The organism is Myxococcus sp. AS-1-15, assembly GCF_020037055.1.
GTDB classification, from domain to species: Bacteria; Myxococcota; Myxococcia; order Myxococcales; family Myxococcaceae; genus Myxococcus; species Myxococcus fulvus.
In genome coordinates this window covers 83,425-106,163 of sequence record NZ_JAIQDF010000006.1, presented here as the reverse complement: position 1 = coordinate 106,163, position 22,739 = coordinate 83,425, and the positions used below count along the sequence as shown (strand labels likewise).

The window sequence follows — 22,739 nt, the reverse complement described above, 5'->3', positions numbered from 1 at the left end:
GTTCAGCTCGGTTGAACGACGAAGGTGGACGTCAGCTTGTCATGGAGCGTCTGTCCACGGCGATCAAAGAGCGCCATCCAGAATCCGCCCAGGAACAGGACGAAGGAGAGGCTGGCGAGCATCGCGCGGACGATGGCCCTTCCCGGCGCCGGCGCCAGGCCGTGGGTGTCCACCAGCCTGAGGCCCAGCAGCAGTCGGCCCAACGTGCGTCCGTTCCAGAGGAAGGCCGCCACCGCGCAGTACACGAGCGCCAACACCAGCACCAGGAAAAACCCGGGCAGCAGCACCGTGTGCAGCGCCCGCAGCCACGCGACGAACCCGTCCAGGCCGGACAGGCCCGCCTCGGGCGCCTTCATCCCCGTCACCGACGAGGCCAGGGTGATGTACAGCGCCGCCACGCCACCGATGGCCGCCGCGTCGATGCTGAAGGACAGCAGCCGGCGCCACAGCGACGCGGGGCGCGCGTGGACCTCGGTGACCCCCGGCTGCACCGCGGCGGTGCGCACGGACTTCGGCTTCTCCGCCCGAGGCGCGGCGCTGGCCATCACGGGCAGACCTGTGGACACCGGGGCCGGCGCGGACTCCACCGCTGGAAGGCTGGACGCGGAAGGCGCCGGCGTCTCCAGGGCCGCCATCACGGGCAGGCCCGAGGACACCGGGGCCACGGGCTCCGGAGCGGACCAGGGCAGGCCCGACGGCATGGGCGAGCCGGGCTCCGTGTCCGCCAGGCTCGCGGCGGGCGCCGGCGTCTCCACGCGGGGCAGGCCGGGGGCGGGTGCCACCAGGGGCTGCACGCGCGGCGGCACCGGCGGGGTGCCGTAGGCGGGCGTCATGGCGGACATGGGCGTCTGCGCCGTGGCGGGCACGGGCGGCACGTCCACGGGGAAGCCGCCCCCCTGGGCCCAGGACGGCTGGGCGGCCGGCGGGGGCGTCGCGGCGCGAGGCGCGGGCCGGTGCGAGGGCGTCATGCCCGGCGGGGTGGGGCGGGCGACCCCGGGCGGGTTCTGGGGCGCGGCGGCGCGGGGCGCGGCGGGCGGAGGAAGCGGGCCCGCGAGCGGCGCCACGGACGGCGGGGCCGGGGGAGCGGGGCTGCGCTCGGCGAAGGCGGGGCCGTCGTCACGCATGCCGGAGCGGCGGTCGATCTGCAGGTCCCGGTCGAGGAAGCTCGGCAGACCCGGCAGGGTGGTCTGGGCGGCGGCCTTGGCGCAGGCGGGGCACTCTCCGACGGGCGGCAACAGGGCTCCGCACTTCATGCACTTGGACAACGGACTCTCCTCCGGGATGAGACGCGTCGCCATGAAAAGACGTCCGCACCGAAGGAGCAAGAAAAGTGGCGAGCCCCCGAGGTCCCTCGGTCGAGGAACCGTCAGGGGCTCGTCAACGACAGGCGTCCACCTGTCCCCTGGGGGACAGCCGGTGTGGAGCGCCTCACGCTAGGCGTGGACACGGCGCCGTCCCACCGCTCCGACGATGAGCAGCACGACGATGGCACCCAGCACCGACATGATGAGACCCGAGGGTCGCAAGTCGAAGAGCCGTCCGTCCCGCGTGAAGAGGGATCCGATCAATCCGCCCAGCAGCGAGCCGACCATGCCCAGCAGCGTCGTCGCCAACAGGCCCATGCTCTGCTTGCCGGGGAGGATGGCGCGAGCGATGAGGCCCGCGATGAGGCCGATGATGATGAATGCGATGATCCCCATGAACCCTTCTCCTGTCTGTGGGGACCCGGAAGGTCCCAGATGGTCCAAACGTAGGAATGGCCCAGAGAAGGTGGGAACCCGTGTGGAACGGGCGCTCGACTGGCCCCTCGCTAACCAAGCTCTCCGTCGAGGTGCATCATCACCGCCAGGGCGGCGAGCGCGGCCGTCTCCGTACGGAGGATGCGCGCACCCAACGTGACGGGGCGGGCGCCCTGGGCCTTCAGCGCCTGCACCTCCTCACGGGCGAGCCCGCCCTCGGGCCCCACCACGAGGGCGATGGGCGTGCCGGCGCCCGCGGCCCGGAACGCCTCGCCCAGCGGCACCGCGGACTCCTCCTCGTCCAACACCAGCACCACCGTGCCCCGCGCGAGCGCGCCGACGGCGTCACCCAATGAGCGCGGCACCTCGACGCCGGGAACGTCGTCACGACGACACTGGCGCGCGGCCTCCTCCACGATTTTCGTCCACCGCTGGGTGCGCTCCTGCGCGCGCTTGGGCTCGAGCTTCACCACGCTGCGCAGCGTGTCCACGGGGAGGAAGGCGGCCGCGCCCAGCTCCGTCCCCTTCTGCAGCACCCACTCCAGCTTGTCGCCCTTGGGCAGCCCCTGCACCACGCTCACCGCGCGGCGGGGCGGCGCCTGTCGCGACGCCCCCAGGCTCACGCGCACCTCCTGCGCGTCCACGCCGGTGACCTTCGCCTCGAACGCGCGGCCCTTGCCGTCGAAGACCTCCAGCGTGTCGTTCTCGCCCAGGCGCAGGACGTGGACGACGTAGTGGCGGCGCTCGCCGGTGAGCACGAGCGTGTCGGGGGCGGGCTCGGCGATGGGGACGAAGAGGCGGACCACGTGGGCTTCTCCAGCGGCGACGGGGTGGGGGCGTGTCGGGGCGGGGACTTCAACAGCAAGCGCCGGCCCGACGCCAGGGCTCGCTGGCCTTCGCGACTTGAGGCACCATGAGCATGTCGGTGCCCCGTGGCAGGTTCCCCTGGACCTTTTCGCGCACGGGGCGTGGTGGACGCGCGGACGTGACGATGACGGGCCAGGCGGAGGTCCTGGCTCCGCCCCGGGAAGGGAAGGAAGGGGAGCTCGCCATCATGGGCCGGGACGACGAGGGCTTCTCGCCGGGACAGGACTCCGCCGTGGCCCGCTTCGCGCTGAGCCGCGCCAACGAGGAGCTGGTGCTGGCGGAGAGCTCGCTGCGAGGCGAGCGGCGCGTGGCGTGGGTGCGGCTGGCGCTGATGGCGCTCTTGTCGGTGAGCCAGGGTGGCATCGCGCACGTCACCGGCGAGTCCCTGCCGCCGCATGACCTCCAGCGCGTGCTGGCCATCGTCCTGTACGGGTTGTTCTCCGTGCTCGCGTTGGTGGTGCTGCTGCGCCAGCGGCCGCACTTGAGGCACGCACGGTGGTTGCCCGTGCCCACCACGGTGGCGGACACCAGCTTCTTCGCCTTCATGGGGTGGCATGCCTGGGCGCGCACGGGCCAGTTCGACGCGGGCATGCTGGGCGCGAGCATGGGCATGGTGCTGGTGTTCTCCGTGGCGCGCTTCTCGTGGCTGCACGTGCTGTTGTCCACGGCGCTGTCGTCCATGGGGTATGCCTTCGTCGCGGGCGTGTCCGGGCACGGCACGTGGTCCAGCACCAGCTTCGTCGTCTTCTGCTACGTGACGCTGGGGCTGCTCATCGCGATGACGAACGCGGAGGTGGGCAGCATGTTCCTGCGGCTGCGGCGCCGCGACGGCCTGTCGCGCTTCCTGCCCAAGCCGGTGGTGGAGCGGGTGATGGCGTCGGGGGACACGTCGCTGCGGCCGGTGCAGCGCGAGGTGACCATCCTCTTCAGCGACATCCGCGACTTCACCATGCTGAGCGAGACGCTGCAGCCGCGCGAGGTGCTGGAGCTGCTCGACGAGTACTTCGGGCGGATGACGCACATCGTGATGGCGCACGGGGGCATCGTGAACAAGTTCCTCGGGGACGGGATGCTCGCGTGCTGGGGCGTACCGGACTCGAGCGACGACCACGCGGAGCAGGCGATGCGCGCGGCCCTGGCCATGCGCGAGAAGCTGGCCGAGCTCAACGTGCTGCGCCTGCGCCGGGGACTGCCGCCGTTGCGCATCGGCATCGGGCTTCACACGGGCGTGGTGGCCGCGGGCATGCTCGGGGGCGCCGAGCAGCACGAGTACACCGTCATCGGCGACGCGGTGAACCTGGCCTCGCGGGTGGAGGGGCTCACCAAGGTCCACGGCGTGGACATCCTGGTGAGCGAGAGCACGTGGACGCGCGGCGGCGGCGACTTCGTCGGTCTGCGCCTGGGCGAGGCCCACGTGAGGGGGCGCCGGGAAGCGGTGGTGGTCCACGCGCTCCAGGGCCACGCGCTCGACGCGGACGTCGAGTCGCCCGCTCCCGTGCGCATCGCCAGCGGCACCTGAGGGAGGAAGGCCCCCAGGCGCGCGGGCTCACACCGTCAGCGGCGCGGGGCGGGACCCACCGGACATGACACGCGCGTGCAGGTCGCGCTTGAGGCCCATGCCGAACAGCAGCAGGGTGATGAGGTACACCGGCTCGATGAAGAACAGCTGCGGCCCGCCCAGGGACAGGCCGTGGGTCTTCTTCTCGAGGACGACGTGCGCGCCCACCACGAGCGCGAAGCGCACCACCATCACGGACACGGCGACGATGGCCACGGTGGGGCCGGGCAGGTGGCCCACGGCCAGCGCGGCGCTCAGCGTGGGGAAGAGCGGCAGGCTCATCAGCAGGCCCGCCGTCCACTCCAGGCTGATGGCGTACAGCGCCACCAGGGCCACCAGCACGTGGGCGGCGGACAGCGAGAAGCCTCCCACCGAGAAGCGCACGAGGCCCAGCGGGACGAGCAGGGCGAAGATGAACATGTAAGCGCCCAAGAAGTGCACGGCGCGGCTGAGGCCGTTCTCGTGCAGGGGCATCCAGGTGCGCAGCTTGTCGGCGAAGCTCATGGGAGTCCGGAGGATACGTCAGGCGCGCGCCGGCGTGGCGCCCTGGGGCTGGGGCTTGATGACGTAGTCGCCGAAGAGCACGGCGACGAAGAACAGCGGGCCCACCAGCGCGTGCACCAGGTTGGTGAGGAAGGACGGGGACTTCTTCTCCCACACGGCGTGGCCCGCCAGTTGGATGAGCCAGCCGAACGCTGCGATGGCCAGCACGCTCCAGGTGGGCATCAGCCGGCCCAGGGGGAAGCAGGCGGCCATGAAGGCCACCACGACGAGCCCCAGCTTCACGTCCGCGCGCAGGTACCAGACCGCGGCGAGCGCCCAGGCCACCATGCCCAGCGTCAGCACGCCGCCCGGCAGCGCGGGCACCGTCGCCAGCCTCACCCAGTCCAGCATCGCGATGATGTGCAGGACGATGACCGGAATGGCGACCTTGTGGGTCAGCCGGTTGGTGGGGTGCTGGTGCGACGAGTAGTACTCGTCGAAGAGCACGGCGATGGGGGCCTTGAGCATGGCGTCCTCCGGACGGTGGAGCAGGGGACCTCCCAAACTAGGAGAGTCCCCCGGCGCGTGTCCCTGGCGGCTCACGCCAATCTCCTGGCACGGGACGCCACGGGTCGGCTGGCCCGCACGCCCGGTGTCTCAGCCCCGCTCCGCGCCCTCGCGCCAGACGCGCGGCGTCATCCCCGTCCACCGCTTGAAGGCGCGGTCGAAGGTGCTCAGCTCGGAGTAGCCCAGGAGGAAGGCAACCTGGCTGACGCCCAGGTTCGCGTCGCGCAGGTACTGGTAGGCCAGCTCACGGCGCACCGTGTCGACCTCGTCCTGGAAGGACGTGCCGTGCTCGGTGAGGCGGCGCTGCAGGGTGCGCAGGCTCAGGTGGAGTCCCTTGGCCACGTCGGCGGCCTGGGGCGCGCCCTCGCGCAGGGACGCGCGGATGGTGTCGCGCACGGCCTGGACGAAGCCGGGCGCGTCCGGTGCGGGCGAGGGCACGGCGGCGCTCGCGGCGCGCTCCAGCACGGAGAGCAGGGCGGGGTCCGCGCCGAGCACGCGCAGGTCCAACGTGGCCGCGTCCAGCGTGAGCGCGTTGCGGCCGCGGTTGAACGTGGGCGCGACGCCGAAGTGGTCCACCAGCGGCGCGATGTCCGGAGGGGCGGGGTGCGCGAAGGCGATGGCGCGAGGCGACCACGGGCGCTCGGTGAGCTGCCGGCCGACGTGGGTGAAGAGCGCGAGCCCGTACTCACTGGCGTGGCGTCCGTACGCGAGCGGGGCGCCCTCGATGCCGTAGGCGAAGGTGCCGCCGCCGTCCGCGTCGTCGGTGAAGGACGCGCTCCAGGCGGGCTCCAGCAGGGCCATGTAGCGCGCGAGCGCGCGGAAGGTGTCGCGCAGCGTGGGCGAGGCCCGGGCGATGTACTCGACGAGGCCGTAGTTGCCGCGAGGCACGCGCTGGGCCACGTGCAGGCCGAGGAAGGCGTCCTGGGAGAGCCGCTCGGCGGCGTCGAGGAAGGCGTGCAGGGTGGTCAGCGGGAGGCTGACCTCGGGGAGCGAGCCCGCGTCGAGCGGCAGGCCGAAGCGCTCCACCAGGGGCGTGGGGTCCAGGCCCGTGGCGCGCAGGTACGCGAGCAGCGGACCCACGAGCTGCGAGCGGACCTCCGTGGGAGGTCTCGGGAGGGACTGGGAGGCAGGGGGCTCCACGCGCCGGGGACGCTAGCCTGTCCGGCGCGTCGGGCCCAAGAGGCGTTCAGCCGGGGCTCACATGGGGCCGATGAAGTCCTTCTTGCCGATGGGCACGCCCAGGTGGCGGAGGATTCCGTAGGCGGTGGTGATGTGGAAGTAGAAGTTGGGCAGGCCGAAGGTGAGCAGGTACTCGTCGCCCTTGAAGTCGCGCTTGAGGGTGCCGGTGGTGAGCGTGACGGTGCGGTTCTCGCTGCCCGCGAAGCTCTTGGCGGGGACGGACTTGAGATACGTGATGGTCTTGGCGATGCGCTGGCGCAGCTCATCGAAGGTGCTCTCGGTGTCGGGCATGCGCGGGGCGGGTTCTCCGCTGAGCCGCTCGGCGGTGGCCTTCGAGGTGTCGCTGGCGCGCTGGACCTGCTGCACCAGGTTGAACATGTCCGACGCGAGGCGCGCCTCGAGCACCTGCTTCGGGTCGAGGCCGTTCTCCTGGGCGTACTTCTCGCCCTGCGTGACGAGGGTGGAGAGCACCTCGAGGGCGCGGATGAAGACGGGGATGGTGGCCTCGTACATCGACAGGGACATGGAGTGCTCCACAGGAAGGGGTGCGCGGGGCGAGTGTTAATCCGCCTGGGCCCTGCGTGCTGGAGGATTTCGGCTGACGCGAGGTGTCGAGGTCCGCATGGGGTGAAGTAGCCTCGGGGGGAATGGACAACCTCGCGCACTCACTCGTCGGGGCCTGGATGGCGGAGGCGGGGCTCAAGCGCTACACACCGCTTGCCACCGCGACGCTCGTCATCGGCGCCAACCTCCCGGATGTGGACGCGGTGGTGACGTTCGCGGGCTCGGATGCCTCGCTGTACTGGCGACGAGGGTGGACGCACGGCGTGCTGATGCTGGCCATCTGGCCGTTCGTGCTCACGGGCTTGATGCTGGCGTGGGACCGCTTTGTGCGCAGGCGTCGACACCCGGAGCTGGAGCCGGCGCGAGCAGGGCCGTTGCTCGTGTTGTCGACGCTGTCGATATTGAGTCATCCCGCGTTGGACTGGCTCAACACGTATGGCGTGCGGTTGTTGATGCCGTTCGACGGGGCGTGGTTCTACGGGGACACGCTGTTCATCGTCGACCCGTGGGTGTGGTTGCTCGCGGGGGCGGCGGTCATCATGGCGGATGCGCGCACGCGCAAGTCCGCGGCGGGGTGGCTGGTGCTGGGCCTCGCGAGCACGGCGCTCGTGACGGTGCCCGACTTCGTGCCGTGGCCCGCGAAGGTGCTGTGGGTGGTGGGCGTGGCGGCGATTGTGTGGCTGCGATTGAAGGGGACGCAGGTGGTGTCCACGCAGCGCGTGGCCACGGTGTGTGGGGTGGGGCTGGTGCTGTACCTGGGGGCCATCCTGTTGGGCTCGCAGGTGGCGGCGCCGCGCGCGAAGGCGTGGCTGGAGGGGCAGGGGCAGTCGGTGGAGCGCGTCATCGCGGGGCCGGTGCCGGCGAACCCCTTCGTGCGAGACCTCATCGCGGTGGGGAAGGACCGCTATCACTTCGTGACGGCGGACTTCCTGAAGGGCGGAGAGGAGCACCTGCGCATCAACGGCCCGAGCCTGCCGCGCGAGCCGAACCCCGGCCCGGTCATCCAGGCCGCGCTCGCGGCGCCGCACCTGCGCGGACTGTCGAACTGGCTGCGGTTGCCCACGTATCAGGTGCGCGAGACGGAGCAGGGGTGGCGCGTCACCATCGATGACGTGCGCTACTCGCGGATGCAGAGCGGTGGGCTCGGCTCCGCGGTGGTCGAGCTGGACAAGGAGCTGAAGCCCGTTCGCGCTCCGCCGAGCAACGGGGCGCATTGACGCGAGGCCCGAAGCAGGCGGTGAAGGCGCAGGACACGTGTCCTGGCTCAGCACCGCGTCCCCTCGTCGTGCAGTAGGGCACGAGGGGGCCTTCGCGCGCGAGGTGGAGTGGCGTCGCGAAGGGCCACTCCTGGGTTCGGAATCGAGGAGCGCTCCAGGCATCCGAAGGCTCGTGAGGGGTTGTCCTCGTTCGAGCCCTCGGAGGGAGACCTTCAGCGCCTCAAGTCGATGCGCACCCACTCGCCCTGGGTGGCGCCGGGGAGCACGGTGAAGCCGAGGTTGCGGTAGGCGGCCTCGACGTCGGCGCGCTGGTGGGAGAGTACACCCGCGAGGACCAGCCGGTCCTTGGCCTTGGGCGCGATGAGCGGCGCCAGCTCGATGAGCGTGTTGGCGAGGATGTTGGCCAGCACCAGGTCGAAGGTGCCCTCGACGGCGGTCAGCTCCTTGCCGGACACGTCGATGTCCGGGGTTCCGTTGTCGGTGAGGTTCTCCTGGGCGAGCTCCACGGAGGTGGGGTCGTTGTCGGTGGCGACGACGCGGCCCGCGCCGAGCTTCTTCGCGGCGATGGCGAGCACGCCGGTGCCGGTGCCGACGTCCAGGACGCTCGCGCCCGGGTGGTCGGTCATGTACGCGTCCACGGCGGCGAGGCACAGGGACGTCGTGGGGTGGTCACCGGTGCCGAAGGCCATCTTGGGCTCGATGACCAGGCGAACCGCGTCCGCGGGGGCGTTGGCCACGTCCCAGGGCGGGCCCACCCAGAGGCGGCCGACGTGGACGGACTTGATGAGGGACTTCCACTCGTTGCTCCAGTCCTGCTGGGGCTGCTCGTCCAGGCCGAGGCGAGCGTCGGGGAAGGACTCGGCGACGCTGTCGCGAGCGGACTCGGCGGTGGGGCGGTCCTCGAAGTAGCCGATGACGATGGACTCGCCCGCGTTGGGGGGCTTCACGCCGGGCATGGTGGGGGTTTCGCGGTCTCGTACCTCGAGGCCGAGCGCACCGGACTCGTGGAGGAGGTCCTGTACGGCCTCGGACGCTTCCTCGGGCAACTCCACGGTGAGTGACAGATAGGTCTGGGACATGCGGGCCCTTTTACCGCGCCGTGCGTAGCGTGGGAGCGCCGTGAGATACCTGTTCATCTTGTGGCCCCTGGCCTGGCTGTGTGCCTGCTCCGGCCCGGAAGCACCCGACGCGGCGGTCTGTCGGGATGTGGTGACCCGCCTCTGCCAGACGTCGGCCTGCCCCGGAGTCGCCGAGCAGCTCGACCTGGACACCTCCTGTGAGACGACCCTGCTGGAGCGGACGGGGTGTGGCTCGGAGGACTTCGCCTTCGTGACGCCCGCGCGGGAGCGGGTGCTGGACTGCCGGGAGCCGCTCATCCGGGTGGGGACGACGACGGAGAAGTCGCCGAGCTGCGAGGACACAACGCGCTTCCTGGTGGAGTGCCCGGACGTGGCGGCGTACTTCCGGGGGGAGCAGCCATGAAGCGGTGGGTGGCGTCGGTGTTGATGTTGGCGGTGGGGTGCACGCCGCTGGACGTGGAGCGGCGCACCGAGCGGGGGCCTGTGCTGCGCACGTATGTCCAGGAGTCGCAGCTCGGGGAGCGGATGCCCTTCGCGAGCGCGGCGGTGGACTGGCCCCGGCTCTCGCTGCGGTTCTCCACGGCGGACGTCTGCCGGACGGAGCAGCACGTCGAGTACACGGAGAACCTCATCAGCACGCACTCGTCACCGGGCGCGGCGGGGGCGGTGAGCTCGGGTGGGGTGCTCACGGGCATCGGTGGCTTCCTGGTGCTCGGGAGGACGTTGTTCTCGAACACGCCGGACCGGGATGGCATCGACCGGGACGGGCACTACGGGCCTTCGAGTCGCAAGGTGGCGACGACGTGGGGCGTGGTGTTGTTGTCGGTGGGCGTGCCGGCGCTGGTCGCGGGGCTCATCCAGCTCCACAGGGGAGGGGAGACGACGGAGACGCGCAAGGCGGATGAGATGGTGGCGCTGCGCGAGGTGCCCTGTCATCCCGAGCCGGCGGACGGGGTGGTGGAGCTGACCGGAGGCAAGGGCGAGCCGCCCGCGCCACGTCCCACGGAGAACGGTGTGCTGGTGCTCGATGTGGAGCAGGTGCGGGCGTTGGGCTTCAAGGGGCTGAAGCTGGACGGGGCGCCGGTGTTGTTGGAGGAGGACGACCGCGCGCGGATGGAGTTGTTCCGCACGTGTGCTGTCTTGCTGTCGGCGCCGGTGGATGTGGAGGCGCTCGCGGTGGAGGCGAAGCGGCAGCCGGAGAAGCTGCGCAGGAAGCGCGACCTTGTCCGGGCGTGCAACACGTTGCCTGGGGCTCCCACGGGGCCACTGCTCGATGCGCTCGACTCGGCGCTGTCGATGGGACTCCGGGAGGTGCCGGAAGCGGAGCCACCGCCGCCGTCACCCGTGCTCCCTGGCACTGAACTCTGATTGATTGCGGAGGAGTCTCTTGTCCTCACCAGCCCACTCACTCTGATATCCCGGAGCCCAGTCTTCGGGGAACGAGTCCGGAGAGGGAGGGCGTGGATGAAAGCGCTCGGGATTGTCGGGCTGTTGCTTGCGCTGGCCGTGACGGGATGCGGGACGACGCGTCTGGTTCGCCTGGAGACAGGGGTCGAGCCTCCACTGGCACACGCTCCCATCGCCCAGGACGATGCTGCGCCGGTGGAGTTGGACGAAGAGGAGTTCGAGGCCGCAGTGGTGGTACTCGCTCGAGACGTGCGACCTTTCGCGAGTCCCATGCGAGAGGCACGCGAACTCTTCGGTGTTCCCGAGCGGAGTGGGGTGTTCTTCTTCGACAACCAGGGACCACGGCTCATCCCCCGGAAGGAGCAAGATTCACCCGATGGACCGAGCCTGCTGGAGTCCTACGCGGACGATGCGCTGACGCGCGCCTACGGCCATTGGTGTGAGCGGAAGAACCAACCGGGTGATTGCCTCCGCCTGCTGACGGAGGGCCCATTGCTGGCCAGCGACGGCAAGTACTCGTTGGCCATGGCCATCGCAATGGAGTCAGTTTGGGAGGAGACGGCGGAAGCGCTGGAGGACATGGCGGACCCACAGGCATTGATGGCGACGGTGAGTGCCTCCGTCAGCATGTACATGCTCCTCTGGGTATTGCCCGAGCCCATGAGTAAGGGCCTTGCTGCGCTGCTGACGGCCTCGGCCATCGCCTACCTGGGCGTCGACACGGTCTGGCGCATCCTGGATGGATGGGTCTCGCTGGTGCGGACCGTGGACCGGGCCACGACCTTCGAGCAACTCCGTGACGCGGGAGAGGTCTACGGTGAAGTCCTTGGAGAGAACGCGGCGCGCATCTTCGTCATGCTGACCACCGCTGCTCTGGGGAATACAGCGGGACTGTTGGCTCGCTCCTCAAGGCTGCCCGGCTCCTCGCAGGCCGCGCTCTTCGTCGAGTCTCAGGCGGGTTACCGCTACGGGGCGATCGGAGGCGTCCAGTCGGTGGCGATGGCAGCAGATGGCTTCACCATCGCGCTGGCTCCCAACGCCGTCGCCATGGCGTCACGTGAGATGGGCGGCAGGGACCCCGAGAACCATCACATCGCCACCGACAAGAACAGCAAATCTCCGGTCCGGGGTGGCCCTTGGACGCCACGGTTCCGACGAATCTTCGCGAAGGCGGGGATGGAGCTGAAGGACGCCGAGAACGTGGTCGAGGTTCAAGGCCATCGAGGTCCCCATCCGCAGCGCTATCATGAGCGCGTCTATGCACGGCTGGAAGAAGCGACGAAGGGATGCCGGACGGTGATGGAGTGTCGTGAGGTCCTGGTCACGGAACTCAGACGGCTCGCGAGGGAGGTCTCCACTCCTGGCTCGGGCTTGAACAAGTTGCTGACGCGAAGCGAGTGAGACCGAGGCTGCGCGATGGTGAAGCGGTACTTCCAATTGACCGACGATGTCTCCGTGCCGGGCCGATGGGACCTGGGGCATCCCCGCGAGTCTGGAGGACGTGAGCTGGAGGACCCCTGGATGTTCAGGGAGGGCCATCCGGTAGCGGTGAGCGGACGGCTCTCTGTTCCCATCGAAGTGCCGGGTAAGGCGCTCGACTTCTCCCTGGCGGGCTTCAGCACCCCGGTAGTCCATGTCACCGTGGCCAACCTCTTCCAGGAACTTGCCCCTGACGATGTGCAACTCGTCCCCGTGAATATCGAGGGACGCCCCGACGCGTACTTCATCCTCGTGGCGACGAAGCTCATCCGCTGCATCGACGATGGGGCGACGGAAGAGGTGCTCTACTGGACCGAGGAGGACCGTCGACCCGAGAAGCTGGGCCAGTACCGCGATGTCTATGGCATGCGCATCGACCCCGCGAAGGTGGGGGATGCGAAGGTGTTCCGCACCTGGGGCTGGTCCATCGCTCTCATCGTCTCCGAGGACCTCCAGCGTGCCCTAACGAAGAAGAAGGCCACCGGCGTGAAGCTCACACCCGTTTGACTCGCGCCAGCACCCCTGCTCGCATCGTCCCCTTCCACCGGGGGCGCACGCATGTCCGAGCAGTACGACAGCATCGGGACCAAGTACGAGCAGTTCAAGAACACCGCCGCTCTGCCCATCCCAGAGCGACACACCTTCCTGCGACTGGTCGGCGACCTGCGCGGGAAGCGTGTGTTGGACCTCGCCTGTGGCACGGGCCACTACTCACGGCTCCTCAACGAACTCGGCGCCGACGGCGTGGAGGGCGTGGACATCTCCCTGGAGATGGTCCAGCTCGCGCGCGACAAGGAACAAACCCAACCCCGCGGACTGCGCTACCACGTGCTCGACGCCCGAGCCCTCCCACGACTCGGCGACTTCGACCTGGTCACGGCCGTCTACCTGCTGAACTACGCGGGCGCTCGTCAGGAGCTGCTCGACATGTGCCGCGGCGCCTACGCCAACCTCAAGCCCGGCGGACGGTTCATCGCGATGACCATCGACCCGACCTTCGACGTGGCCCGCTCGAGCTGGGCGCCCTACGGCGTCGAGGTCCTCAGCGAGCAGTTCGAGGACGGGCGCCACTTCTGCAAGGCCCTCTTCCTCACCGAGCCGCCCGCGCCCTTCGAGTACTTCCGCTGGTCCACCCAGGTCTACGAAGCCACCCTCGCCGAGGCGGGCTTCCGCGACATCACCTGGCACCCCTTCGAGATTCCCGAAGAGGCCCGCCAGAAGTACGGAGACGACTTCTGGCGCGTCTACCGAGACAACCCACTCCTCACCGCGCTCAGTGGCCAGAAGTAGCCCCGCAACGAGAAGGCGAGCGCCCCAACCCCGGCGCTCGCCAACCCAAGCTCACGGCCCGACGACGGCGAGCACGCTCTTGTCGAAGTCGATGACCTTGCGCGCCACGTCCCGCACCTGCTCCGACGTCACCGCGGCGATGTGCTCCGCGTAGTGCAGGAAGTTGTCCAGGTTCAGCCCGTACAGGGTGTCCATGGCCATCATCCCCGCGCGCGCGCCGTTGCGCTGGAGCGCGATTTCATGCGTGCCGATGAGGTTCTGCTTCGCCCGCTCCAGCTCCGCCTCGGGAATCCGCTCGTCACGCACGCGCCGAAGCTCCGCGCGGATGCCCTCCAGCGCCGCGTCCACCTTCTCCGGACTCGTCCCCATGTACGCCGCGAAGTAGCCCGGCTCGATGCCCTCCACGCCGAAGCTGCTCACGCTGTACGCCATCGACCGCTTGTCGCGCAGCTCCACGAACAGCCGCCCGCCCTGGCCGGACAACACCCCCGACAGCGCCTCCAGCGCGTGCCGCTCCGGGTCGTTGATGCGCATGCCCCGGAAGCCCATCACCAGGTGCGACTGCGCCTTGGCCAGCACGCGCTTCTCCTCGCGCGCACCCTCCAGCGGTCCCTCCTCCAGGATGCGCGGCGCCGGCGCGGCCTTGCCCCGCGACTTGCCGAAGTACTCGTTCGCCAGCGCGAGCACCTCGTCCACCTTCACGTCGCCCACCACCGTCAGCACCAGCTGCGACGGGTCCATGTACTTCTCGTGGTACGCGCGGAGCGCCTCGGGCCCCAGCGCCTCCACCGACTCCTTCTCACCCAGCGTCGGCATCCGGTACGGGTGCGTCCGGAACAGCGTCCGGTTGAACAGGTCGAACGCCAGGCCCGACGGCTTGTCCTCCCGCGTGAGGATGTCCTGGAGCATCAGCGAGCGCTCCCGCGCCACCTCCACCTCGGGGAACGAGGGGTGCAACACGCTGTCGGAGAACAGCCGGAACGCCGCCTCGAAGTGCCGCGAGAGGAACTCCCCGCGCAGGTTCACCGAGTTGCGTCCGCTCAAGCCCCCCATGCTGCCCGCGTAGATGTCCGCGAGCTGCGAAATCTCCTCCGCGTCCCGCGTCGGCGTTCCCCGCGTGAGGCTGCGCGCCAAGAGCGTCGTCAGTCCGTTGTCCGCCGGCGTCTCGTAGCGCAACCCGCCCATGAACGCCGCGCGCACCGCGAACAGCGGCACCGCCGGCTCCACGCGCACCACCACCTTCGCCCCCGAAGGCAGCGTCTCCTGGATGATGTCGCTGGGACCCTTCGCCTTCGCGCCCAGCTTGAGCGAGGGCTCGCCCGCCGACACCTTGCTCGCCCTGCGCTCGGGCGGCGCGGCCACGGGGCCCTTCTCCACGCGGTCCAGCACCGCGTTCACCTGCGCCTCCGTGAACTCCGTCCCGTGCGGCAACAGCGCCGTGACGATGGCCTTGTCCAGCCGCAGGTACTTCTCCGCCGCCTTCTGGATGTGCTCGGGCGTCAGCGAGCGCACGGCCTCGTAGTAGCGCGCCTCCGCCTCCAGGCTGCCCATGCCGGACTGGAAGTAGCCCATCTTCCGCGCCACGCCCTGCACCGTCTCGCGCTGGTAGACGGCCTCCGCCTCCAGCAGCGCCTTCGCCGTGGACAGCTCGTCCGCCGTCACCGGCGTCACGCGCATGGTGGCCAGCGTCTTCGCCGCCTCCTCCAGCGCGCGCTCGCAGTGGCCGGGCTGCAGCGTCATCGACACCGAGAACAGCCCCGGGTCCTGCGGCGTGTACGCGAAGGCGTGGATGTCGTTGACCAGGTTGTGGCGGCGCTTCACCTCGCGCGACAGCCGGGACGCCTCCCCCTGACCCACCATCATCGCCAGCACGTCCAGCGCGGGCGTGTCCGGGTGCGCGGCCTCCGGAATGGGGAACGTCAGGTGCAGCCACGCCTCCTTCACCTCGTCCGGACGCAGGAGCACGCGGCGGCCCGTGAGCGCGGGCTCCTCGGGGCGCTTCACCTCCCCCTCGAACGGCCGGCCCCAGTCCCCACCGAAGATCTCATCCACCCACCCGCGCAGCTCCGCCTCGCTCAGGTCCCCCGAGACGGACAGCACCATGTTCTTCGGCGTGTAGTACCGGTGGTAGAACTCCAGCACCTTCTCGCGGCTGAAGCTGCGCACGCTCTCCGCGGTCCCCAGCACCGGCAGCCGGTACGGGTGGCGCTGGAAGGCCGTGGAGAACAAGTCGCGCGACGCGCGCCGGGACGGGGTGTCCTGGCTGCGTTTGATCTCCTCGCAGACGACCTCGATTTCGCGCGAGAGCTCCTCGGCGTCGAAGGCGGAGCGGCGCACCGCGTCCCCGAGGATGTCCAGGCCCGTCCGGGCGAACTGGCTGGCGATGACGATGTGGTAGACCGTCTGGTCGTAGGACGTCCAGGCGTTGATCTCCCCGCCGTGGGCCTCCACGTCCCGGGCGATTTCGCCGGGGCCGCGCCGCTCCGTGCCCTTGAAGAGCATGTGCTCGTGCAGGTGGGCCAGGCCCGCCTGGTCCGGGCGCTCGTCGGCGCTGCCGACCTTCACCCAGACCTGGAAGGCCGCGACCTTGGCGGCGTGCTGTTCCTCGAAGACGACAGTGAGCCCGTTGGGCAGCGCGTAGCGGATGGCCATATGGAAGGGTCCGAAGCTGGCACTCGCCCCCCAGGAGGGCAAGGCGAGGTGAGATTTATCCCTCACTGGCTAACGCCCAGGCGCCCCGGCGTCGAGGGGTCCGTGGGGCCTCCCCGCGTCCGGTCGCCCGAACCGACCCTTCCCGTCACGCGTCCCTGGTAGGCCGCGCCGCCGGGCGGTAACCTGCGTGGGCCCATGCCGTCACCTCCGGAAGAGGTGGATCCGCTCGCGGACCTGCGCGACAGCCTGGACCTGGAGGACACTGGCGTCCAAGCGGCCCCCCCCGCCCCCACCGCCACTGCCCTCCCCAGGCCCCAGCCCAAGCCCCCGCCTTCGGCGCCACCGCCCGCTGCCCCGCCCCCTCTGCCCCCTCGCCGTCCGGCGGCGTCCCCGGCTTTGTCGTCGGCGGGCACGGGCGCGGCCAAGGCCCCCGCGGCCACCCCCGCCCCCGTCGCCACCACCCCGGCCCCGGTTTCGCGGGCGGTGCGGGTGCCCGGGGATGATCCCTTCAAGGAGGCCGCCGAGCCCCGGATGCCCATGGGGGCTTCTCCAGAGGAGAAGCTCGAGTACTTCCGGGCCGTCGTCCGGCAGAAGACGGAGACCCTGGCCCGGGCGCGCACCCTGTACGCCGAGCGCGACGGGGAGGTGACGGGGCTCAAGCAGTCGCTCACCCAGGCGCGCAAGGAGGCCGCGGAGGCCAAGGCGCAGCTGGGGGCGGTGAAGGACTCCCCGGCGAAGCTGGCGCAGACCTCGGAGGCGCTGGCCAGCGCGGAGAAGCGCGCGGCGGACGCCGAGGCGAAGCTCGCCGCGGTGGAGGCGGAGCTGTCCGCGGTGGAGGCGGACCGCAAGGACTTGTCGCGGGCGCTCGCGGAGGTGGAGTCGGAGGTCCCCCGGCTGACGGCGGAGCTCCACGACGAGCGCGAGTCGCGGGGCGCGGTGGCCGAGGAGCTGGTGGGCGCCAAGGAGGCGCTGTCGCTGGCGCAGGACCGCGTCGCGGAGCTGGCGGCGGAGAAGTCCGAGGCGCAGGGCGCGCTGGAGGCCGTCCAGGAGCAGTACCAGCAGGTGCTCTCCGACGTGGAGCGGCTGGGCGGCGAGCTGGAGACGGCCACGGCCGAGCGCGACTCGCTGGGCCTGCGCGTGGGCCAGCTGGAGGCCGCGCTCGCCGAGGCGCAGGGCGCGCTCTCCGCGGTGGAGAGCGAGAGCGACTGGTCCAAGAGCTCGCTGGAGGAGGCGCAGACCCGCTCGCGCACGCTGGAGGAGGAGCGCGACCAGGCGCGCCGCCAGCTCGCGGTGGTGGAGGAGGGGCTGCGCACGCTGCAGGCGCAGACCTCCGAGCTGGAGAAGGCGCTGGCCCTGAAGGACGCCGAAATCGTGGGCCTGCGCGCGGCGCTCACCGCGCGCACCACGGAGGCCTCCGAGCTGCCCGTGCTGCGGCAGGCGCTGGAGCAACGCGCCGCCGAGGTGGCCCGACTCGCGGCGCGGCTGGAGACCGAGGCCGCGCGCGCGAACGAGCGCGCCCAGGCCCTGGAAGAGGGGCTCGCGCAGGCCGGCGAGCGGGCGCAGGTGGCGGAGGGCGAGGCCGCGGCGCTGAAGGAGGCGCTGGAGGCGCTGGAGGTCGAGCAGGTCTCGCTGCGTGACCGCATGGAGGCGGACGCGGCCGCGCTGGGCGAGGCGGCGCAGCAGGCCGAGGCGAAGGTGGGCGAGGTGTCCGCGGCGCTGGAGGCCGCGCACGCCGAGCGCGACGATCTCAAGAAGCAGCTCGCCGCCGCGGAGATGAAGACCGCCACCACGGACGCCGAGCGCGTGGGACTGGCCGCGCGGGTGACGATGCTGGAGACGGCCTCCGCGCAGCGCGAGGCGGAGCTCGTCCGGGTGCAGGGCGCGCTCGCGCAGGCGAAGGAGGAGGTGTCCCTGGAGCGCGTGCGCCGCGAGGCCGCGGAGGCGGAGCGCTCCGACGCGCAGGTGCACGCGGCGGAAGTGGAAGCCCGCGCGGATGCGCTGGCGGAAGGGCAGGGCGGCGCCGAGGCCCAGCTGGCGGAGCTGCGCGAGGAGCTGGAGGCCGCGCGCGCCGAGGCGGACAAGGCGGAGCGGCTCCAGCAGCGGCTGAAGATGCTGGAGGGCGCGCTGGAGACGGCGAAGACCGACGCGGCCCGCGCGAGCCAGGCGGCGCAGACCGCGCAGGCCGGCAAGCAGAAGGAGGAGGCGGCGGCCCAGGCGGCGGAGACCCGGCTCAAGGACGTCGAGGTGGCGCGGCTGGAGCTGGCCTCGAAGCTCGAGGCCGTGGAAGCGACGCGCGCGGAGCTGACCTCGAAGCTCCAGGAGGCCGAGGCAAGGCTTGCTCGCGCGGAGTCCTCGCAGGCGGGCAAGGCGCAGGAGTCGGCCGCGACGCGCGCCGCGTCCGAGAAGAAGCTGGAGGAGGCGAAGGCGGCGCTGTCTGCGGCGGAGGCGAAGCTGCGCGCCGAGCAGCAGGCCCGCGAGGCGCTGGAAGAGAAGCTGGCCCAGGCATCACAGCCCGTGGCGTCGAGTGCGCCCGCCGACTGGGAGGCCGAGCGGGAGGGGCTCAAGGCGGACGCGGCCAACCTCAAGCGCAAGCTGGTGGCGGCCGAGACGGCCCTCGAGGCGGCGGCTGGCTACAAGGCGAAGATCGCCAAACTGGAAGCGCAATTGAAGGGCCGGAAGTAGAGGTTTGCTCCTCATGCCGTTCGACGCGCCAGTGGACCTGCTCACGGGGATGCCGGCGGCCCGCTTCGGGCTGTACCTGCACTTCCCCTACTGCCTCGCGAAGTGCCCGTACTGCGACTTCGCCGTGGCCGTGGCGCGCCAGGTGCCCGAGGAGCGCTACGCGAACGCGGTGCTGGCGGAGCTCGACGCGCGCCTCGCCGTCTCGCCCGGGCTGCGCGACAAGCCCCTGGAGTCCATCTTCCTGGGCGGTGGAACTCCGTCACTGTGGCATCCGCGTTACGTCTCCCGCGTGCTGGACGGAATCGCCGCGAGGCTGAAGGTGTCGCCCGGCGCGGAGGTCTCGCTGGAGGGCAACCCGGAGCGCGCGGACGCGGAGCGCTTCGAGGGCTACCGGGCCGCGGGCGTGAATCGGCTGTCCCTGGGCGTCCAGTCCTTCGAGCCCCGGACGCTCAAGGCGCTGGGCCGCGCGCACGACGCCGAGCAGGTGGAGCGCGCGGTGGAGCTGGCACGGCGCGCGCGCTTCCCGGTGGTGTCCATGGACTTCATCTACGGCGTGCACGGCCAGACGGTGGCCCAGGTGGAGCAGGACGCGCGCCGCGCGGTGGCGCTCCAGCCCGAGCACCTGTCCACGTACGCGCTGACGGTGGAGCGCGAGGTGCTGGCGGTGGACACGCCCTTGTCCAAGCAGCTCAAGCGCGGCGAGCTGGAGCTGCCCTCGGACGACGACGTGGTGACGATGGCCGCCACGGTGCGCCAGGTGTACGGCGCCGCGGGCCTCACCCGCTACGAGGTCTCCAACCACGCCAGAGCGGGCTTCAGCTCCCGGCACAACGCGCTGTACTGGACGGGCGGCGAGTACCTGGCGCTGGGCGTGGGCGCCACGGGGATGCTGCTGTCCCCCGAGCCCTCGCGCTACGCCAACCTGCGCAGCCCGGAGAGGTACCTGGCCCAGGTGGAGGCGGGGCGCCTGCCCGAGGACAGCCGCGAGGCGCTGGGCGCCGAGGAGCTGTTCGCGGAGCGGCTGGCGATGGGGCTGCGGCTGGTGTCGGGCGTGGACTGGGAGGCGGTGTGTGAGCGATATGGCCAGCCGGTGGAGCCCCGACGGGCGGAGGTGGCGCGGCTGGTGGAGCACGGCTTCGCGACGCTCACGAACGGGCGACTGGCCTTGACGGAGAAGGGCGCGGACGTGCACAGCGCCGTCTGCGCGCGGCTCTTGTAGTCGAGCCGGCGCGCGCGAGGGATTTCGAGGAGCGTATGAGCAAGTGGCTGTTGTGGATGTTCCTGACGCTGCTGACGGGCAGCCCGCTGTTGTCGCTGGGCCTGGTCATCGTCTTCATCTTCGTGGCGGACCGCTTCACGTGGCGGCTGTTGCCCAGCCCCGTGCGGATGATGAAGCGCTTCCAGCGCGCCGGGTACCTGGCGGGGACCATCCTCACCAACCCCCACGAGCGCCGCGCGCGCCACGAACTGGCGGACATCCGCGTGGAGCAGAAGCGCTATGAGGAGGCCGTGGACATCCTCAAGCCCAACCTGGAGGCGGGCGACGAGGACGTGGACACCCTGTTCCTGCTCGGCGTCGCATACCTGGGCGCGGGCGACGCGCAGCGCGGCGAGCTGCTCCTGGACGAGGCGGCGAAGCTGGACGCCGGCTACCGCCAGGGCGCCATCGACCTGGAGCGCGGCCGCTTCCGATTGAAGCGCGGCGAGGTGAAGGGCGCCATCGAGGCGCTGGAGCGCTTCTGCGCGACGCGGCTGGGCTCGGTGGAGGGCCGCTACCTGCTCGCCCGGGCCCTGGCGAAGGACGGGCGCAGCGCGGACGCGAAGCGCGCTCGGGACGCGGCGTGGAACGAGTACGTCGTCGCCCCGGGCTTCCAGCGTCGCCGCGAGCGCCGGTGGGCGTGGCTGTCCCGACCCAGCCGTCCGCTGACCTACGCGGTGCTGCTCGCGCTGGTGCTGGGCACGGGCGCGACGATGGCCCGCCAGATGGGCCTGTTCACCCAGCGCACCCACCGCTATGGCGGCGGCTACGGCGAGGGCTACTCCCCGGGCGAGGCACCCTCGGCCGCCGGCTGGGAAGAGGCCGGGCCCCCAATCGAGTAGCGCGCCGGGTAGCCCCAGACCCCCGGACCGCGAGTGGAGGCCGGTCCGCTCGCTGTTCGGACCTCCTGGTGAAGGGCCCTGGGGCCGGGGGATGTCTGGAGTGGCGGGACGGGCGTAGGCTTCAAGACGTCGTCCCTCCCCGCGTCCACAGCCGAGGCCCCCGCTCCATGTTTCCCTCCCCGTCGCAGGTGCTCCGGCAGCGCGAGGGATTGCTCGCGGACACGCCCTTCCCGCTGCTGCTCCAGGCGCTGATGGCCGAGGAGCGCACGTGCACGCTGGAGCTGAAGGTGCGCCAGCGCGAGAAGCGCATCCTCTTCGAGGAAGGCTCGCCCGTGGCGTGCCAGTCCAACCTGCTCCACGAGACGCTGGGGAAGTACCTGGTGGAGAAGGGCAAGCTGTCCGAGGCCGACTACCAGAAGTCGCTGGCGGAGAGCGTCTCCTCGGGCATGCAGATGGGCGGGCTGCTGGTGCAGAAGGGGCTCATCAGCCCGTTCGACTTGTACAAGCAGCTGCAGGCGAACCTGGCGCACAAGCTGCTCGACTGCTTCCGGTGGGTGGACGCGAAGTACCGCCTCATCGCGGACGTGGAGACGCCCGACGCGAGCGTGCGGATGAACACCGCGCAGCTCATCCTCACGGGCGTGGAGGGCGTGATGCCCTTCGACGCGGTGGCCACCCACTTCACCTTCACCGACGAGCGCCGCTTCGGGCAGATGCCCGCCGTGGAGTCGGGCCCCAAGCTGTCGTCCAAGGACGCCCGGCTGCTCCAGCAGCTGCGCCAGCGCCCCACCTTCAACGAGCTGATGGAGCGCACGGGCTTCGACATGGAGACCGTCCTGCGCCGCCTGTACGCGCTGTGCCTGCTGGGCGTCGCGGGCTTCGTGGAGGACGTGGACGCCCGGGCCGTGGAGCTGTCCTCGCGCGCGGTGCCCGTGGCCGCCCCGCCTCCCGAGCCCGTGGCGCCCGAGCCCGTCGCCGCCCGGGGCCTGCCCTTCAGCGACGAGGACGTGCCCACGCGCGACGCGCTGGTGTCGGCCTTCCTCGCGCACCGCGCCAAGGACCCCTTCGCGCTGCTGGAGGTGCCCGAGGACGTGCAGCCCCTGCCGCTGCGCCGGGCCTTCCTCGCCTGGGCCGAGCGCTTCTCACCCCTGCGCTTCCAGACGCCCGAGCTCAAGGAGAAGGCCGAGTCCCTGCTCGCCGCCTACGCCCGCGCCTATGGCACCCTGTCCGACGCGGAGCAGAACCTCCTGTGGCGGAAGCGCCGCGCCGCCCACCGCGAGAAGGAGCGCACCGCCACCGGGCGCCCCTCCACCGCCGAGCAGTTCCGCATCCGCACGGATTTGCTCGACGCCAGGACGCAGTTCGACGAGGCCCGCCGCCGCCTCAACGACAAGCAGTACGCCGGCGCGTTCGAGTACTTCGAGTACGCCTGCGACATCGAGCCCAAGCCCCTGCACCACGCCTGGCGCGCCTGGGCCCGGTATCTGATGAAGCCCGAGTCCCACGGCCGGCTGGCCCTCCAGGAGCTCCAGGAGGTGGTCCGCCAGGAGCCCGGCCTGGAGGATGGCTGGGCCTTGCTGGGCGAGGTGGCCCAGGGCGAGGGCCAGTGGGCCCTGGCCGACGAGGCCCTGCGCAAGGCCTTCAAGCTCAACCCCAAGAACCGCCGCTACGTGGAGCTCATCCAGGAGATGGCCCGCCGCCGCTAGCCCGGTCAATCCCCCCCGAAAGCAGCCGTCCGAGCGGTGCATGGATGTCTCTTCACGTCACCCGCTTTTCCAGGCGCTGAGAGTTTTCCGGGGACCCATCGGTCATCTGGCCGAACAGCTCTTTCGCGCACGGCATTTTCTCCCAAGGAGAGGGATGCTCCCAGAGGGGG

The 22,739-nt window shown here is 71.0% G+C and carries 20 protein-coding genes; 11 read left to right on the top strand and 9 right to left on the bottom strand.

Going from position 1 to position 22,739, the window contains the following annotated elements; genetic code table 11:
* Positions 1-2: 2 nt before the first annotated feature.
* From K8625_RS18345 to K8625_RS18335, 3 genes are all read right to left on the bottom strand, one after another.
* A complete protein-coding gene (locus K8625_RS18345; protein WP_223783420.1) occupies positions 3-1,298 on the bottom strand; it encodes an RDD family protein in 1,296 nt (431 codons plus the stop codon).
* Between the two features lie 135 nt (positions 1,299-1,433).
* Entirely contained in the window at positions 1,434-1,700 is a 267-nt protein-coding gene (locus K8625_RS18340; protein ID WP_223746202.1) for a GlsB/YeaQ/YmgE family stress response membrane protein, read from the bottom strand.
* A gap of 110 nt (positions 1,701-1,810) precedes the next feature.
* The gene (locus K8625_RS18335; protein WP_223746203.1) at positions 1,811-2,545 is read right to left on the bottom strand and encodes a 16S rRNA (uracil(1498)-N(3))-methyltransferase; all 735 of its coding nucleotides are present in this window, start codon (positions 2,543-2,545) and stop codon (positions 1,811-1,813) included.
* A 107-nt stretch (positions 2,546-2,652) separates the two neighbouring features.
* Between K8625_RS18335 and K8625_RS18330 the strand changes: the two genes are divergently transcribed.
* On the top strand, positions 2,653-4,125 hold the full coding sequence (locus tag K8625_RS18330; RefSeq protein WP_223746204.1) for an adenylate/guanylate cyclase domain-containing protein: 1,473 nt from the start codon (positions 2,653-2,655) through the stop codon (positions 4,123-4,125).
* A gap of 27 nt (positions 4,126-4,152) precedes the next feature.
* On the opposite strand, the gene K8625_RS18325 is transcribed toward K8625_RS18330, so the two are convergent.
* From K8625_RS18325 to K8625_RS18310, 4 genes are all read right to left on the bottom strand, one after another.
* Entirely contained in the window at positions 4,153-4,668 is a 516-nt protein-coding gene (locus K8625_RS18325) for a hypothetical protein (RefSeq protein WP_223783419.1), read from the bottom strand.
* A gap of 18 nt (positions 4,669-4,686) precedes the next feature.
* On the bottom strand, positions 4,687-5,175 hold the full coding sequence (locus K8625_RS18320) for a DUF962 domain-containing protein (protein WP_255665767.1): 489 nt from the start codon (positions 5,173-5,175) through the stop codon (positions 4,687-4,689).
* Positions 5,176-5,304: 129 nt separating this feature from the next.
* On the bottom strand, positions 5,305-6,294 hold the full coding sequence (locus tag K8625_RS18315; RefSeq protein ID WP_223783417.1) for an AraC family transcriptional regulator: 990 nt from the start codon (positions 6,292-6,294) through the stop codon (positions 5,305-5,307).
* 117 nt (positions 6,295-6,411) lie between these two features.
* Positions 6,412-6,918 carry a DUF1993 family protein gene (locus K8625_RS18310; RefSeq protein WP_223783416.1) on the bottom strand — a complete coding sequence of 169 codons (507 nt, stop codon included), beginning with the start codon at positions 6,916-6,918 and terminating at the stop codon, positions 6,412-6,414.
* Between the two features lie 122 nt (positions 6,919-7,040).
* Here K8625_RS18310 and K8625_RS18305 point away from each other — a divergent pair, with 122 nt between their 5' ends.
* A complete protein-coding gene (locus K8625_RS18305) occupies positions 7,041-8,174 on the top strand; it encodes a metal-dependent hydrolase (RefSeq protein ID WP_223783415.1) in 1,134 nt (377 codons plus the stop codon).
* A 212-nt stretch (positions 8,175-8,386) separates the two neighbouring features.
* Here K8625_RS18305 and K8625_RS18300 read toward each other — a convergent pair whose 3' ends face one another.
* Positions 8,387-9,253 carry a 50S ribosomal protein L11 methyltransferase gene (locus tag K8625_RS18300; RefSeq protein ID WP_223783414.1) on the bottom strand — a complete coding sequence of 289 codons (867 nt, stop codon included), beginning with the start codon at positions 9,251-9,253 and terminating at the stop codon, positions 8,387-8,389.
* 40 nt (positions 9,254-9,293) lie between these two features.
* On the opposite strand from K8625_RS18300, the gene K8625_RS18295 reads away from it, so the two are divergent.
* From K8625_RS18295 to K8625_RS18275, 5 genes are all read left to right on the top strand, one after another.
* On the top strand, positions 9,294-9,656 hold the full coding sequence (locus K8625_RS18295) for a hypothetical protein (RefSeq protein ID WP_223783413.1): 363 nt from the start codon (positions 9,294-9,296) through the stop codon (positions 9,654-9,656).
* On the top strand, positions 9,653-10,621 hold the full coding sequence (locus K8625_RS18290) for a hypothetical protein (RefSeq protein ID WP_223783412.1): 969 nt from the start codon (positions 9,653-9,655) through the stop codon (positions 10,619-10,621). The genes K8625_RS18295 and K8625_RS18290 overlap by 4 nt, the downstream gene beginning before the upstream one ends.
* 96 nt (positions 10,622-10,717) lie before the next feature.
* Entirely contained in the window at positions 10,718-12,061 is a 1,344-nt protein-coding gene (locus K8625_RS18285; protein ID WP_141331453.1) for an AHH domain-containing protein, read from the top strand.
* A 15-nt stretch (positions 12,062-12,076) separates the two neighbouring features.
* Positions 12,077-12,646 carry an imm11 family protein gene (locus tag K8625_RS18280; protein WP_223783411.1) on the top strand — a complete coding sequence of 190 codons (570 nt, stop codon included), beginning with the start codon at positions 12,077-12,079 and terminating at the stop codon, positions 12,644-12,646.
* Between the two features lie 51 nt (positions 12,647-12,697).
* Positions 12,698-13,429 (top strand): class I SAM-dependent methyltransferase, encoded by a 732-nt coding sequence (locus K8625_RS18275; RefSeq protein WP_223783410.1) that lies wholly within the window; start codon positions 12,698-12,700, stop codon positions 13,427-13,429.
* A 51-nt stretch (positions 13,430-13,480) separates the two neighbouring features.
* On the opposite strand, the gene K8625_RS18270 is transcribed toward K8625_RS18275, so the two are convergent.
* On the bottom strand, positions 13,481-16,081 hold the full coding sequence (locus tag K8625_RS18270) for a pitrilysin family protein (protein ID WP_223783409.1): 2,601 nt from the start codon (positions 16,079-16,081) through the stop codon (positions 13,481-13,483).
* Between the two features lie 195 nt (positions 16,082-16,276).
* Between K8625_RS18270 and K8625_RS18265 the strand changes: the two genes are divergently transcribed.
* From K8625_RS18265 to K8625_RS18250, 4 genes are all read left to right on the top strand, one after another.
* Positions 16,277-18,763: a plectin 1 isoform 8 gene (locus K8625_RS18265; protein ID WP_370640316.1), complete on the top strand. Its 2,487-nt coding sequence runs from the start codon at positions 16,277-16,279 to the stop codon at positions 18,761-18,763.
* 13 nt (positions 18,764-18,776) lie between these two features.
* Positions 18,777-19,982 carry a radical SAM family heme chaperone HemW gene (gene hemW / locus K8625_RS18260; RefSeq protein ID WP_223746217.1) on the top strand — a complete coding sequence of 402 codons (1,206 nt, stop codon included), beginning with the start codon at positions 18,777-18,779 and terminating at the stop codon, positions 19,980-19,982.
* 35 nt (positions 19,983-20,017) lie between these two features.
* Entirely contained in the window at positions 20,018-20,863 is an 846-nt protein-coding gene (locus tag K8625_RS18255; RefSeq protein WP_223783408.1) for a hypothetical protein, read from the top strand.
* A 167-nt stretch (positions 20,864-21,030) separates the two neighbouring features.
* A complete protein-coding gene (locus K8625_RS18250) occupies positions 21,031-22,569 on the top strand; it encodes a DUF4388 domain-containing protein (protein WP_223746219.1) in 1,539 nt (512 codons plus the stop codon).
* Positions 22,570-22,739: the final 170 nt, after the last annotated feature.

What these genes read in the sequence shown, in the direction of transcription:
- K8625_RS18345 (WP_223783420.1), bottom strand. Translation starts at nt 1,298, where the DNA reads ATGGCGACGCGTCTCATCCCGGAGGAGAGTCCGTTGTCCAAGTGCATG.
- K8625_RS18340 (WP_223746202.1), bottom strand. Translation starts at nt 1,700, where the DNA reads ATGGGGATCATCGCATTCATCATCATCGGCCTCATCGCGGGCCTCATC.
- K8625_RS18330 (WP_223746204.1), top strand. Translation starts at nt 2,653, where the DNA reads ATGAGCATGTCGGTGCCCCGTGGCAGGTTCCCCTGGACCTTTTCGCGC.
- K8625_RS18325 (WP_223783419.1), bottom strand. Translation starts at nt 4,668, where the DNA reads ATGAGCTTCGCCGACAAGCTGCGCACCTGGATGCCCCTGCACGAGAAC.
- K8625_RS18320 (WP_255665767.1), bottom strand. Translation starts at nt 5,175, where the DNA reads ATGCTCAAGGCCCCCATCGCCGTGCTCTTCGACGAGTACTACTCGTCG.
- K8625_RS18310 (WP_223783416.1), bottom strand. Translation starts at nt 6,918, where the DNA reads ATGTCCCTGTCGATGTACGAGGCCACCATCCCCGTCTTCATCCGCGCC.
- K8625_RS18305 (WP_223783415.1), top strand. Translation starts at nt 7,041, where the DNA reads ATGGACAACCTCGCGCACTCACTCGTCGGGGCCTGGATGGCGGAGGCG.
- K8625_RS18300 (WP_223783414.1), bottom strand. Translation starts at nt 9,253, where the DNA reads ATGTCCCAGACCTATCTGTCACTCACCGTGGAGTTGCCCGAGGAAGCG.
- K8625_RS18290 (WP_223783412.1), top strand. Translation starts at nt 9,653, where the DNA reads ATGAAGCGGTGGGTGGCGTCGGTGTTGATGTTGGCGGTGGGGTGCACG.
- K8625_RS18285 (WP_141331453.1), top strand. Translation starts at nt 10,718, where the DNA reads ATGAAAGCGCTCGGGATTGTCGGGCTGTTGCTTGCGCTGGCCGTGACG.
- K8625_RS18280 (WP_223783411.1), top strand. Translation starts at nt 12,077, where the DNA reads ATGGTGAAGCGGTACTTCCAATTGACCGACGATGTCTCCGTGCCGGGC.
- K8625_RS18275 (WP_223783410.1), top strand. Translation starts at nt 12,698, where the DNA reads ATGTCCGAGCAGTACGACAGCATCGGGACCAAGTACGAGCAGTTCAAG.
- K8625_RS18270 (WP_223783409.1), bottom strand. Translation starts at nt 16,081, where the DNA reads ATGGCCATCCGCTACGCGCTGCCCAACGGGCTCACTGTCGTCTTCGAG.
- K8625_RS18265 (WP_370640316.1), top strand. Translation starts at nt 16,277, where the DNA reads ATGCCGTCACCTCCGGAAGAGGTGGATCCGCTCGCGGACCTGCGCGAC.
- hemW (WP_223746217.1), top strand. Translation starts at nt 18,777, where the DNA reads ATGCCGTTCGACGCGCCAGTGGACCTGCTCACGGGGATGCCGGCGGCC.
- K8625_RS18255 (WP_223783408.1), top strand. Translation starts at nt 20,018, where the DNA reads ATGAGCAAGTGGCTGTTGTGGATGTTCCTGACGCTGCTGACGGGCAGC.
- K8625_RS18250 (WP_223746219.1), top strand. Translation starts at nt 21,031, where the DNA reads ATGTTTCCCTCCCCGTCGCAGGTGCTCCGGCAGCGCGAGGGATTGCTC.